General features: G+C 71.9%; 12 protein-coding genes. 3 read left to right on the top strand and 9 right to left on the bottom strand.

Annotation, left to right across the window (positions count from 1 at the left end; genetic code table 11):
• Nucleotides 1-470: 470 nt before the first annotated feature.
• From ACIQVI_RS02585 to ACIQVI_RS02555, 7 genes are read right to left on the bottom strand one after another with little or no spacing between them, the layout of a single operon-like run.
• A complete protein-coding gene (locus tag ACIQVI_RS02585) occupies nucleotides 471-1,256 on the bottom strand; it encodes an ABC transporter ATP-binding protein (protein ID WP_053642448.1) in 786 nt (261 codons plus the stop codon).
• Nucleotides 1,249-2,178: an ABC transporter permease gene (locus ACIQVI_RS02580; RefSeq protein ID WP_351970583.1), complete on the bottom strand. Its 930-nt coding sequence runs from the start codon at nucleotides 2,176-2,178 to the stop codon at nucleotides 1,249-1,251. Before ACIQVI_RS02580 ends, ACIQVI_RS02585 begins: the two co-directional genes overlap by 8 nt.
• 50 nt (nucleotides 2,179-2,228) lie before the next feature.
• Nucleotides 2,229-3,113, bottom strand: a complete 885-nt coding sequence (locus tag ACIQVI_RS02575) for a glycosyltransferase family 2 protein (protein WP_403590104.1) — start codon at nucleotides 3,111-3,113, stop codon at nucleotides 2,229-2,231.
• An 8-nt stretch (nucleotides 3,114-3,121) separates the two neighbouring features.
• On the bottom strand, nucleotides 3,122-3,901 hold the full coding sequence (locus tag ACIQVI_RS02570) for a CDP-alcohol phosphatidyltransferase family protein (protein ID WP_121829577.1): 780 nt from the start codon (nucleotides 3,899-3,901) through the stop codon (nucleotides 3,122-3,124).
• Nucleotides 3,879-4,940: an iron-containing alcohol dehydrogenase family protein gene (locus ACIQVI_RS02565; RefSeq protein WP_121829578.1), complete on the bottom strand. Its 1,062-nt coding sequence runs from the start codon at nucleotides 4,938-4,940 to the stop codon at nucleotides 3,879-3,881. Before ACIQVI_RS02565 ends, ACIQVI_RS02570 begins: the two co-directional genes overlap by 23 nt.
• Nucleotides 4,928-5,665: a sugar phosphate nucleotidyltransferase gene (locus ACIQVI_RS02560; protein ID WP_121829579.1), complete on the bottom strand. Its 738-nt coding sequence runs from the start codon at nucleotides 5,663-5,665 to the stop codon at nucleotides 4,928-4,930. The genes ACIQVI_RS02565 and ACIQVI_RS02560 overlap by 13 nt, the downstream gene beginning before the upstream one ends.
• Nucleotides 5,662-7,470: a DUF5941 domain-containing protein gene (locus tag ACIQVI_RS02555; protein ID WP_403592212.1), complete on the bottom strand. Its 1,809-nt coding sequence runs from the start codon at nucleotides 7,468-7,470 to the stop codon at nucleotides 5,662-5,664. The genes ACIQVI_RS02560 and ACIQVI_RS02555 overlap by 4 nt, the downstream gene beginning before the upstream one ends.
• 414 nt (nucleotides 7,471-7,884) lie before the next feature.
• Here ACIQVI_RS02555 and ACIQVI_RS02550 point away from each other — a divergent pair, with 414 nt between their 5' ends.
• The 3 genes from ACIQVI_RS02550 (at nucleotide 7,885) to idi (ending at nucleotide 11,131) form a co-directional block, all read left to right on the top strand.
• Complete coding sequence (locus ACIQVI_RS02550) at nucleotides 7,885-8,826, top strand: cation diffusion facilitator family transporter (protein ID WP_403590101.1); 942 nt, start codon at nucleotides 7,885-7,887, stop codon at nucleotides 8,824-8,826.
• Between the two features lie 245 nt (nucleotides 8,827-9,071).
• A complete protein-coding gene (locus tag ACIQVI_RS02545) occupies nucleotides 9,072-10,358 on the top strand; it encodes a GNAT family N-acetyltransferase (protein ID WP_403590098.1) in 1,287 nt (428 codons plus the stop codon).
• A gap of 152 nt (nucleotides 10,359-10,510) precedes the next feature.
• On the top strand, nucleotides 10,511-11,131 hold the full coding sequence (gene idi, locus ACIQVI_RS02540; RefSeq protein ID WP_351970580.1) for an isopentenyl-diphosphate Delta-isomerase: 621 nt from the start codon (nucleotides 10,511-10,513) through the stop codon (nucleotides 11,129-11,131).
• Here idi and ACIQVI_RS02535 read toward each other — a convergent pair.
• Both ACIQVI_RS02535 and ACIQVI_RS02530 read right to left on the bottom strand, forming a co-directional pair.
• A complete protein-coding gene (locus ACIQVI_RS02535; protein ID WP_351970592.1) occupies nucleotides 11,097-11,618 on the bottom strand; it encodes an ATP-binding protein in 522 nt (173 codons plus the stop codon). The two genes, idi and ACIQVI_RS02535, sit on opposite strands and share 35 nt — an antisense overlap.
• A 130-nt stretch (nucleotides 11,619-11,748) precedes the next feature.
• Nucleotides 11,749-12,375 (bottom strand): HdeD family acid-resistance protein, encoded by a 627-nt coding sequence (locus ACIQVI_RS02530; protein WP_403592209.1) that lies wholly within the window; start codon nucleotides 12,373-12,375, stop codon nucleotides 11,749-11,751.
• Between the last annotated feature and the right edge of the window lie 60 nt (nucleotides 12,376-12,435).

The following is a 12,435-nucleotide window of genomic DNA, read 5'->3' as shown; positions in this document are numbered from 1 at the left end:
TCTCCCGTTCTACACTGCTGACCCAATCCATCCTATTTCGGACACGCCGCCGACCCCTGCCCGTAGGGCCGCCGCCCGGCGGCCCGATGGCCGTGGGGTATCGCCCTACTTGCCGCGAAACAGACCGGTCCAGCTTACGTTGTACGACGACCGTCGCCATTCCGGGGTGGCGCGCACCAGGAACTTCGTCCGATCAAGCCGTCAATCAGCCTGTGAATCAAGGGAGTTCGGGACGGACGGGGATTCGGGGAGGGCGTGTCCCGGCGACGACCGCGGCGGGGGCGGACCCGGCGACGACACTCCCGCGCCGCACGGGAAGGCACCGAAGAGGCCCTTCGAGCAGCGGAAGTGACATTGAGTGCATAGATGAACACTCTGAGACATCGGCGCCGGACCGGTCTTTGGGGCCGGAACGGGAACCGCCCCCGGCGCGGGAGCTGCGGCGGGGGCGGAACCTGTGGCGGGGACGCTCAGCGGGCGGTCTCCCGCTCGTACGCCTTGAGGACCTCGTCCGTGGGGCCGTCCATGAGGAGCTGGCCCTTCTCCAGCCAGAGCACCCGGTCGCAGGTGTCCCGGATGGACTTGTTGCTGTGGCTGACCAGGAAGACCGTGCCGGCCTCCTTGCGCAGCTCGCGGATGCGCTCCTCGGAGCGGATCTGGAACTTGCGGTCACCGGTGGCGAGGGCCTCGTCGATGAGGAGGACGTCGTGGTTCTTGGCGGCCGCGATGGCGAAGCGGAGCCGGGCGCCCATGCCGGAGGAGTACGTGCGCATGGGCAGGCTGATGAAGTCGCCCTTCTCGTTGATCCCGGAGAAGTCGACGATGCCCTCGTAGCGGGAGCGGACCTCCTCGCGGCTCATGCCCATGGCGAGGCCGCCGAGGATCACGTTGCGCTCGCCGGTGAGGTCGTTCATCAGGGCCGCGTTGACGCCGAGGAGCGAGGGCTGGCCGTCGGTGTAGACCTTGCCGCTCTCGGTGGGGAGCAGCCCGGCGATGGCGCGCAGCAGCGTGGACTTGCCGGAGCCGTTGGAGCCGATGAGGCCGATGGCCTCGCCCCGGTAGGCGGTGAAGGTGACGCCGCGGACCGCGTGGACCTTGCGGACGCCCCGGGTGACCTCGGCCTTGCCGCGGCCGACGATCCGGCTGAGCGCCGCCGTGGCGCTGCCCTTGCCCCCGCCGCCGGCGTTGACCCGGTAGACGATGTGGACCTCGTCGCAGATGACGGTGGGAACGTTGGACCGGTTCGTGTCAGCCACGGCCGTACCTCTCCTCGGCCTTCCAGAAGTAGACGAAGCCGCCGATGCCGAAGACCAGGGCCCAGCCGAGGGCGGTCATCCAGACGTGGGACGGCAGGTTCTCCGCGCCGTAGCCCTCGATGAGGGAGAAGCGGATCAGGTCCATGTAGACGGCCGCCGGGTTGTACATGAGGACGTCGGCGATCCAGGCGGGCTTGTCGGAGAGCATCGCGGGGATCGAGAACATCACGCCGGAGGCGTACATCCAGGTGCGCATGACGAACGGCATGAGCTGGGCGAGGTCGGGCGTCTTGGCGCCCATTCTGGCCATGATCATCGCCAGGCCGACGTTGAAGACGAACTGCAGGAACAGCGCCGGGAGCAGCAGCAGCCAGCGGAGCGAGGGGTAGCTGCCGAAGGAGATCGCGACCGCGACGAGCACGATCATCGAGTACAGCAGTTGCTGGAGCTGCTGGAGGGAGAAGGAGATCGGCAGGGTGGCGCGCGGGAAGTGCAGGGCCCGGACGAGGCCCAGGTTGCCCGAGATCGCCCGGACGCCCGCCATCACCGAGCTCTGGGTGAAGGTGAACACGAAGATGCCGGTGACCAGGAACGGGATGTAGACGTCCTTGGACAGTCCCTTTCCTGCGCCCAGGATCAGCCCGAAGATCAGGTAGTAGACCAGGGCGTTCAGGAGGGGGGTCGCCACCTGCCACACCTGGCCCAGCTTCGCCTGGCTGTACTGGGCGGTCAGCTTGGCGGAGGAGAAGGCCAGGATGAAGTGGCGCCGGCTCCACAGGTCCCGGACGTACTCGAACAGCCCGGGCCGGGCGCCGCTGACCGAGAGGCCGTACTTCGCGGCGAGGTCGGCCGGGGTCAGGCCCTCGTCGACGGACGGGGGCGCGCTCGTCGCGACCGCCCCGCCCTGGTGTGTGTCACTCACAAGTCGAAACTTTCGTGTTCAAGATGCGCGGCACGTCGGGTACCACGATGTCAGACGACCGGGGGGCGACCCAGCCGGGTCAGCCGCCACACCGTACGCCACCTCATGGGGCGGCGCGGTCCGCAGGGGGTGGTCCAGCCCGCCCGGAATCCGCCGCACCACGCCTTCAGCGCGGGGAGCGAGGGCCGCCGGACCAGAGTGAGCAGCAGCCAGACGCCGAGGTAGACCGGCACCAGGGGTGCGGGCAGATTGCGACGGGCCAGCCACACCCGGTTGCGTGCCACGTTGAAGTGGTAGGAGGCGTGCCGGGAGGGTGCTGTCGTGGGGTGCAGCAGCACCATGTCCGAACGGTAGTCGATCATCCATTCGGCGTCGAGCGCGCGCCAGGCGAGGTCGGTCTCCTCGTGCGCGTAGAAGAACTCGTCCGGCAGGCCGCCGACTTCGGCGAAGACCTTGGTGCGGACGGCGTTGGCGCCGCCGAGGAAGGTGGTGACCCGCGAGGAGCGCATCGGGTCGGCGGCGCGCAGCCGCGGCACGTGCCGGCGCTGGGTGGCGCCGGTCTCCGGGTCGGCGATGCGGAAGCTGATGATGCCGAGGCGCGGGTCGGCGGTGAAGGCCTGGCGGACCAGCTCGGCGGTGTCGGTGTGGGCGAGCAGTCCGTCGTCGTCGAGGAAGAGCAGGACGTCGACGTCGGTGCCGCCGGGGCCGAAGGCCTCGATGCCGACGTTCCGGCCGGCGGGGATGCCGACGTTCTCGGGCAGGTCGACGGTGCGGACCCCGTCGGGCACCCCGGTGACCGGGGTGCCCTGGCCGACGACGACGACCTCGACCGGGTCGCCCTCCTGCGCGGCGACCGAGTCGAGCAGCGCGCGCAGGTCGTCGGGACGGTTGCCCATGGTGATGACGACGGCGCCCACCTTGAGCGGGGTACTCACGGCCGGCCTCACTTCAGCCTGCTGGAGACCATGATCGACACCAGGTGCAGCACGGTCTGGAGCAGGGCGATGCCGGCGAGGACGGCGACGCCGAGCCGGGAGAAGAAGAGGTCGCCCCTGACCTGGTCCGCGATCGCGAGGACCAGGATGAGCAGGGAGGCCTCGATCCCCAGGACGAGCCGGTGGAACTTGAGCGCGGCGGCGGCCCGGCGGGCCAGCGCCATGCCGGAGGAGCGCGGCTCGGCGGCGGACTCCTTGACCGGCGGGAGGCCGCCCTGGTGGCGGGCGACGCCGACGAGGTCGGTCTCGGCCTTGATCAGGATGGCGCCGAGGGCGGCGAGGGTGCCCAGGAAGGCCCACAGCCAGTCGATCCGCCCGGTGCCCCACAGGTCGGCGGCGCGCAGGCCGAAGCCGACGAGGACCGCCGCGTCGCACAGGTAGGCGCCGACCCGGTCCAGGTAGACGCCGCCGAGCGAGAACTGCTTCTTCCAGCGGGCCAGCTCGCCGTCGACGCAGTCGAGCAGCAGGTAGAGCTGGACCATGAGCACGCCGAGGACGGCGCCCGGGATGCCCGGCACGAGGAGCGCCGGGGCGGCGAGCACCCCGAAGAGGGTCATCAGGTAGGTCAGCTGGTTGGGGGTGACCCGGGTGTTCGCCAGCTGCCGGGTGATCCGCAGCGAGATCTCCCGCATGTAGAGGCGGCCGCCCCAGTGCTCGCCGCTGCGCCGGTCCTTCACGCCCGGGGGGTGGACGACCGGTCGGAGCTCAGCTACCGATGGCTTGTGCATAGTCGGCGTACGCGTCCCTGATCTCGTCGTCGGACAGGTCGAGGTGTTCGAGGATGGTGAAGCGGCCCGGTCGGGTCTGCGGGGCGAAGGACACCGCCCGGACGAACTCGTCCACGGTGAAGCCCATCTCCTCCGGCGTGACGGGCAGGCCGTGCCGGCGCAGGGTCTCGACGATCAGACCGGACTCCTCGCGGGCACCGCGCAGGTGCATGGCGAAGGCCGCTCCGAGGCCGCACTGCTCGCCGTGGCTGGCCGCGCGGGCCGGGAAGAGCAGGTCGAAGGCGTGGCTGATCTCGTGGCAGGCGCCCGAGGAGGGGCGGCTGTCGCCGCTGATCGACATGGCGATGCCGGACATGACCAGGCCCTCGGAGAGGGTGACGAGGAAGTCGTCGTCCCCGATGCCGCCGGGGTGCCGGAGCACCGCCTCGCCCGCGCTGCGGGCCATGGCGGCGGCGAGTCCGTCGACCTTCTCGCCGGTCTCGCGGTGGGAGAGCTCCCAGTCCGCGATGGCGGAGAGGTTGGAGACCGCGTCGCCGATGCCGGAGCGGACGAAGCGCGCCGGGGCGTCCCTGATCACGTCCAGGTCGATGACGAGGGCGATCGGGGTGGGGACGCCGTAGGAGCCGCGCCCGTTGTCGTTGTCCAGGGTGGAGATCGGGGAGCAGATCCCGTCGTGCGACAGGTTGGTGGCGATGGCCACCAGCGGCAGCCCGACCCGGGCCGCCGCGTACTTGGTCACGTCGATGATCTTGCCGCCGCCGAGGGCCACCACCGCGTCGTACCGCTTGCCGCGCATGGCGTCGGCGAGCTTCACGGCCTCGTCGATGGTGCCGCCGGAGACCGGGTACCAGTCGGCTCCGGGCAGCTCGGCGGCGAAGCGGTCGCGCAGCTTGAGGCCGGAGCCCCCGCTGATGGCGACGGCGATCTTGCCGTTGCTGGAGATCCGCTGGTCCGCGAGGAGCGCGGACAGGTCGTCCAGCGCTCCCCCGCGGATGTCGACGACGACCGGCGACGGGATCAGCCGGGTCAGTACTGGCACGCGATCTCACGGCCCTTCGCGAGGTCGTCGTGGTTGTCGATCTCGACCCACTTGACGTCGCCGATGGGGGCCACGTCGACGGTGAAGCCGCGGTTGACCAGCTCCTGGTAGCCGTCCTCGTAGTAGAGGTCGGGGTCGCGCTCGAAGGTGGCCTTGAGGGCGTCCGCGAGCTCCTCGGCGGCCTCGGCCTCGATCAGGGTGACGCCGATGTACTCGCCGGTGGCGGTGGCCGGGTCCATGAGCTTGGTGATCCGCTGGACGCCCTTGCCCTCGGCGGTGATGACCTTCATCTCCTCGTCGGCGAGGCTCTTCACCGTGTCGAGGGCGAGGATGATCTTCTGGCCGTTGCCGCGGGCGGCGAGCAGGGTCTCCTCGACGGAGACGGGGTGGACGGTGTCGCCGTTGGCGAGGATCACACCGCGCTTGAGTACCTCGCGGGCGCACCACAGGGAGTAGGCGTTGTTCCACTCCTCGGCCTTGTCGTTGTCGACGAGGGTGATCGTGAGGCCGTACTTCGCCTCCAGGGCGTCCTTGCGGTCGTAGACGGCCTCCTTGCGGTAGCCGACGACGATCGCGACCTCGGTGAGGCCGATCTCGGCGAAGTTCTTCAGGGTCAGGTCGAGGATCGTGGTGTCCCCGTCGACCGGCACGAGGGCCTTCGGAAGGGTGTCGGTGTAGGGGCGCAGACGCCGTCCGGCACCGGCTGCCAGTACGAGACCGATCATGCTGTTTCTCCTTCGTCGTGAACGGCGGGTGCTCCGGCGGAGACCCAGAAGCGGATGGACTCCACGAGCACCACCAGCGCGACGGCGGCCGCGAGGGCGGTCAGTGCCAGGGTGAAGTCGTCGCCGCGGCCCGCGAGGAGGGCGGCGAGGACGGTCACCAGGAGCGTGCGCCCCTCGTGTCCGCCGGTGACGCGCACCAGCCAGGCGGGCGGCGCGCCGGTGCCGCCGCGAATGCGGTACACCGTGTCGTAGTGATGGTAGGCGACCGCCGCGACCAGCCCGAACGCCGCCGGGAGGGCTCCCGGGGAGTCGGAGCGGGCGGCCAGGACGAGGACGGTGGTGTACTCGGCGGCGCGGAAGAGCGGGGGTACGAGCCAGTCGAGGGCGCCCTTGAGGGGCTGGGTGACGGCGAGCCCGGCGAAGATCGTGTAGCCGACGGCGGCGATCACGATCTGCCGGTCGCCGAACGGCCACGTGAGGACGGCGAACAGCAGGCCGGCCGTCGCGATCGCGGCGAAGACGACGCCGAAGCTCCGGTCGCCGGGGCGGTGGAAGAGCCGGGCGGCGAGCTGGGCGAGCGGGCCGGAGTCGGTGAGGTCGAAGAGCGCCCGGGCGGCCCGGTCGGTCCTCTTCCCCTTGCGGGTCAAGGAGCGCAGGACGCGGCCGGCGGTGGTGTAGCAGGCGCCGAAGGCGCAGCCGGCGATCAGGGCCCAGAAGACGATCCGGGGGCTGGTGACGGCGGTGAGGACCGCGATCATCGCCCAGCGCTCGCCGATCGGCAGGATGATCATGCGGCGGGCCCAGACGGTCCAGCCGACGCCGTCCAGTCTGCTGGAGAGGGCCAGGCTGGTCTTGGCGGCGGCGCCGGTGCTCTCGGCGTTGGCCTCGTTGAAGGAGAAGTCCACGACGTGCCGGCAGGTCATGAGGACCATGGCGCCGAGCGCGAGGGCCCAGACGTCGTCGCCGTTGCGGGCGGCGCCGAGGGCGAGGCCCGCGTAGAAGGCGTACTCCTTGGCCCGGTCGAAGGTGGCGTCGAGCCAGGCGCCCATCGTCGAGTACTTCAGCGCGTAGCGGGCGAGCTGCCCGTCGGTGCAGTCCAGGACGAAGGAGACGAGGAGGAGGACGCCGGCGGCGACGTAGCCGCCGCGCTCGCCGGTCGCCGCGCAGCCGGCCGCGATCAGGGCGGTGAGCAGCGAGGCGGTGGTGACCTGGTTGGGGGTCAGTCCGCGGCGCGCGCACCAGCGGGCGATGTAGCGCGAGTACGGGCTGATGAAGAAGGTGGTGAAGAAGCCGTCGTGGGCCTTCACGGCGGAGCGGAGGCGTACGGCCTCGTCGTCGACGGCCTCGACGGCGGCGCGCGCCGCGTGGCGGGCCCCGGCGTCGGTGGGGACGGCGGCGACGAGGGTGCCCAGCTGGGGCCGGTGCACGGCGACGCCGTCGGCGTCGAGGGCGTCGGCGAGGGTGCCGGGGAGGTCGTCGGCGGCACCGGGGCCCGCCCCGGCGGGCACGGCGGCCGCGCTCAGGGCGCGGGTCAGCGCGGGGCGGGCCTCGCTCTGCGCGGTGAGCGCGCCGGGCACGACGGCGGCCGGGAACCGGGGGTCGGTGAGGGCGAGGCGCAGCGCGTGCAGATGGCCGACGAACCGGGGGTCGACGAGCGCGACGCGCTCGCCCGCCGGAACGGCGGCGAGCAGGGCGCCGGTCTCCTCGGCGCCGGAGGCGATCCGGACGTCGAAGCCGAGCGACCGCAGATCACCGTCGAGCGAGGATCCGGGTGCCGGGGGGCCGGTGAGGATGGCGGTCGACAGACGAACTCACTCCTTGGAGCTGACGGCGGGGCCGGCGGGGCCCATGGCGGCCCCGGGCGCGGCGGTGCGGCCCGGCACCGGGCGGCGACACGTCGGCTGAGGCTATCCGATGAACAGAAGGACAGTTCACCGAGGCTTCGCGGGCAGGACTCCCCCGGGCCCGCCGGTGTCCGTCCGGATGTGCCCCGTCCGCCGGAGATCATGATGGGCGATCGCCCGCCCGCCCCACAAACCCCGGTCGGGGGCCTTCGCGGGGGCCGCTTCCGGACACTTCCCCGCACTCCCCGTCCGGATGGCATCACCGCAGGTCAGAGCATATGACAACGGTGTTCAGTACCGTGTTGCGCATACCCCCCACCCGTAGTTGACTTGCGCACCGGGGCATACGGACGACACCGACCGGGAGGCCATGTCATGGGGGCTGGACACGATCACGGGCACAGCCACGGAGGCCCGCCGCCGACGGGCACCGCGGGGGCCGCGTACCGGAACCGGTTGCGGATCGCGCTCGGCATCACGCTCTCCGTGATGGTGATCGAGATCATCGGCGGCGTGGTCGCGGACTCGCTCGCGCTGATCGCGGACGCGGCCCACATGGCGACCGACGCGGTCGGCCTCGCGATGGCGCTCCTGGCGATCCACTTCGCCAACCGGCCGCCCTCGGGGAACCGCACCTTCGGATACGCGCGGGCCGAGATCCTGGCGGCCCTCGCGAACTGCCTGCTGCTGCTCGGCGTGGGCGGGTACGTGCTGTTCGAGGCGATCCAGCGGTTCATGGAGCCGGCCGAGACCAAGGGCGGCCTCGCCATCGCGTTCGCGGTGGTCGGCCTGGTGGCGAACGTGATCTCGCTGACGCTGCTCATGCGGGGCCAGAAGGAGAGCCTCAACGTGCGCGGGGCGTATCTGGAGGTGCTCGCGGACGCGCTGGGCTCGGTCACCGTGATCGTCGCGGCCGGGATCATCCTGGCCACCGGCTGGCAGTACGCGGACCCGATCGCCTCGCTGGTGATCGGCCTGATGATCGTCCCCCGCACGGTCAAGCTGCTGCGCGAGACCCTGGACGTGCTCCTGGAGGCGGCCCCCAAGGGCGTCGACATGGCGGAGGTGCGGGCGCACATACTGGCCCTGCCGGGGGTCGAGGACGTGCACGACCTGCACGCCTGGACGATCACCTCGGGGATGCCGGTCCTCTCGGCGCACGTGGTCGTCGACCAGGGGGCGCTCGACTCGGTGGGCCACGAGAAGATGCTGCACGCGCTCCAGGGCTGCCTGGGCTCGCACTTCGACGTGGAGCACTGCACCTTCCAGCTGGAGCCGGTCGGCCACGCGGAGCACGAGGCGAAGCTCTGCCTGTAGCGCACCGGCTCCGCAGTGGCTCTCCAGCGCACCGGCTCCGTAACGCACCGGAGCGCCTGTTAGTCTTTTCGTACGAACGCGTGGTGGAGAGGAGCTGGGGTCGATGACCGTCGCGATGGAGGCTGCCTTCTGCGGCAGCGCCCGGTCGTCCCTCAGCCTCCGGGTCTCCGGCTGACCTGATCCCGGTCCTCGCACCGGTACGTCACGTCGTCGGCCGGGGCCCTCTCACCCAAGGGTTTCCCACGTTGTCCGACCACGCTCTTCGCGATTCCTTCTTCGCCCTGCACCACGGCCTGCCGCGCCAGGGTCCGGGCTCCGACACCACCACCCGCCGGCTCCTCGCCCTCGCGGGTCCGCTTCCCGCGCGTCCCCGCGTGCTCGACCTGGGCTGCGGTCCGGGCCGCTCCGCGCTGCTCCTGGCCACCGAGGCGGGCGCCGAGGTGACCGCCGTCGACACCCACGAGCCGTTCCTCGCCGAGCTGCGGGAGTCCGCCGCCGCGCGCGGGCTCGACGGCTCGGCCCCCGGCGCCGGTCCGGTCCGCGAGGACGGCGGTTCCGTCCGCGCCCTCCGCGCCGACATGGGCGCCCTGCCGTTCCCCGACGGCTCCTTCGACCTGGTCTGGGCCGAGAGCTCGGTCTTCGTGCTCGGTTTCGACCGGGCCCTCGCCGAGTGGCGCCGCCTCCTCGCGCCCGGCGGCACCCTCGTGCTCACCGAGTGCGTGTGGACCACCGGGGAGCCGGGCCCGGCCGCCCGCGCCTTCTGGGAGGAGCACTACCCGCTCCGCACCGTCACCGGGAACGCGGCGGCCGCGGTCGCGGCCGGCTACCACGTCCTGGGGACCCTCACCCAGCCGGAGGGCGACTGGGACGAGTACTACGGTCCGCTGGCCGCCCGCGCCGAGGCGGCCGACACCTCCGTGCCGGGCATGGCCGAGGCGGTCGCCGGGGCCCGCGCCGAGATCGCGCTGCGCCGCGAGCACGGCTCCGACTACGGCTACGCCGGTTTCGTGCTGCGGCCCTCCGATCCGCGCTGGCGCACCCGGCCGGAGGCCGCCGGCGAGGAGGCCGAGGTCCGGCGGGTCGAGGAGGCGGCCTTCGGTTCGGAGGCGGAGGCCGATCTGGTCGACGCGCTCCGGGCGGACGCCGACGCCTGGCTGCCGGGCCTGTCGTACGTGGCCGAGGCCCCGGACGGCACGGTCGCGGCGCACGCCCTGCTCACCCGGTGCCACGTGGGCGGCGCCCCCGCGGCGGCGCTCGCCCCGGTGGCGGTCGCGCCCGAGCACCAGCGGACGGGGGCCGGGCAGGCCGTCGTCCGGGCGGTCCTCGACGCGGCCCGGCTGCGGGGCGAGACCCTGGTGCTCGTCCTGGGGCATCCGGAGTACTACCCCCGGTTCGGTTTCGAACGGGCGTCCGCGTATGGAATCAGGCCAGGTTTCGAGGTCCCGGACGAGGCGATGAGGGCGCTCGTCCTGGACGACTCCGTGCCCGTTCCCCCGGGTGCGCTGGTCTATCCCGCGCCTTTCGGGGTGTAGTGCCCCCTCTTCCCTCCTCCGCTCCCGCCGCCCGGGGTGTACTCCGGTGCGGTGGGAGCGGACGCGTCCGGCCGTCGAAGTACGGACAAGCCGCTTTTGTACGGCAGACTGAGGGGGCCCCACCGGGCCGAGGACCGAAGCGAAGGATGGGTATGCCGACCACACCAGCCACCGCGGCTCAGATCTCGCCGGAGATCGCGTCGAACGGTGTCCAGCCGTCCGGAGACCCGGCCCCGATCATGCTCGAACTGGTCGACGAGGACGGAAGGACGATCGGCACGGCGGAGAAGCTCGCCGCCCATCAGGCGCCGGGGCAGCTGCACCGCGCCTTCTCCGTCTTCCTCTTCGACGAGTCGGGCCGGCTGCTCCTCCAGCGGCGGGCGCTCGGCAAGTACCACTCGCCCGGCGTCTGGTCGAACACCTGCTGCGGCCACCCCTACCCGGGCGAGGCGCCGTTCGCGGCGGCCGCCCGGCGCACCTTCGAGGAGCTGGGCGTCTCGCCCTCGCTGCTCGCGGAGGCCGGCACGGTCCGCTACAACCACCCGGACCCGGCCTCGGGCCTGGTGGAGCAGGAGTTCAACCACCTCTTCGTCGGCCTGGTGCAGTCCGCGCCGCGGCCGGACCCGGAGGAGATCGAGGACACCGCCTTCGTGACCCCCGCCGAGCTGGCCGAGCGGCACGCCGCCGCGCCGTTCTCCGCCTGGTTCATGACGGTGCTCGACGCGGCGCGTCCGGCCGTCAGGGAGCTGACGGGTCCGTCCGGGGGCTGGTGACCACCGGCTCCTGCGGCACCGCTCCCGGCCCCGGTGCCGCCGGGGCCAGGGGCAGCGCCGCCCAGATGATCTTGCCGCCGCTCGCGGTGTGCTCGACGTCGCAGGCGCCGCCGGCCTCCTGGGCGATCTCGCGGACCAGGAGCAGGCCCCGGCCGCCGGTCTGACCCCAGTCGGCCTCCAGGGCCTTGGGACGGTAGGGGTGGTTGTCCTCGACGGACACCCTGATCCACTCGGGTCCGATCGCCACCTCGACCGCTATCTCCGGGGACAGCAGCGCCGCGTGCCGCACGGCGTTGGTGACCAGCTCGGAGACGATCAGCAGCAGGCCGTCCATGATCTCGTCGTGGAGGGGGACGCCCTGGCGGACCAGCAGGTCGCGCACGGCGTGCCGGGCCTGCGGGACGGAGACGTCGACCGCTGCAGCGGTGAAGCGCCAGACTCCTTCGTAGGACGGGTGCCGGGTGGGGCCGCTTTCGCTGGGCTCCACCGTCCGGTTCCCGCCCTCGTGCTCGATTCTCGCCACGGATCGAGTCTTGGCAATGCGCGGGGGCGGACCGGCCTACTGACCAGAAGTCGACACTTATCGGCTGCCTTCTGATCGGGTGAGTATGCCGATGTCAGTTGTTCGACTGATCGCGCACGCTTTCTGAGGACTCCGGAAGCGGCTCCGGGCCGGGGCCGGAAGCCGGCTCCGGCGGGGTCACCATACTGACGATCCGTCGGCCCCCCACCCCGATCGCGATCAGACCGAGTCCGTCGAAGAGCAGCGCCAGCGAGAAGAAGAGCCCGAGGACGTACCGGCTGCTGTGCGGCCAGTCGAACAGGACGAGCAGACCGAGCAGCAGGCCGAAGGCGCCCTGGAGGAGGGTCCAGCCGAACTGCGGGCCGCGCACCACCACGCTGCCGACGAGCCGGAACAGCCCGCCGGTCAGGAAGAGCAGGGCCGCGAACATCGTCAGCGCCTCCGCCGAGCCCTCGGGGTGGCGGATCACCACGACCCCGGCCGCGATGTTCAGGGCGGCCACCACCGCGGCGAGCCAGAAGTAGCTGGTGCCCCGCGACTGGACGGCCTGGAGCAGTCCGACGGCCCCGCCGATCAGCAGCAGCCAGCCGAAGAGCAGCATCGAGGTGAGGGTGGCGGCGCCCGTGTAGACCAGGCCGACGATCCCGCCGAGCACCAGCAGGGCGCCGAGCACGGCGAGCCAACTGAAGCCGCGGCTGAGCTTCTTCCCCTGCCGCCGCATGTCTCCGGCCGGGTCGGGAACGCCCTCCGCCTCGCGGTGGTCCTTCCCCTCGCGGTGGTC

This window comes from Streptomyces sp. NPDC098101 (assembly GCF_044760185.1).
In the GTDB taxonomy this organism is placed as follows: domain Bacteria; phylum Actinomycetota; class Actinomycetes; order Streptomycetales; family Streptomycetaceae; genus Streptomyces.
Note: the sequence above shows the minus strand (reverse complement) of the source record. Positions and strands in the feature narration are given on the sequence as shown.

Coding starts and splice junctions, on each gene's coding strand:
- ACIQVI_RS02550 (WP_403590101.1), top strand. CDS start 7,885: ATGGGGGCTGGACACGATCACGGGCACAGCCACGGAGGCCCGCCGCCG.
- ACIQVI_RS02530 (WP_403592209.1), bottom strand. CDS start 12,375: ATGCGGCGGCAGGGGAAGAAGCTCAGCCGCGGCTTCAGTTGGCTCGCC.
- ACIQVI_RS02570 (WP_121829577.1), bottom strand. CDS start 3,901: ATGCACAAGCCATCGGTAGCTGAGCTCCGACCGGTCGTCCACCCCCCG.
- idi (WP_351970580.1), top strand. CDS start 10,511: ATGCCGACCACACCAGCCACCGCGGCTCAGATCTCGCCGGAGATCGCG.
- ACIQVI_RS02560 (WP_121829579.1), bottom strand. CDS start 5,665: ATGATCGGTCTCGTACTGGCAGCCGGTGCCGGACGGCGTCTGCGCCCC.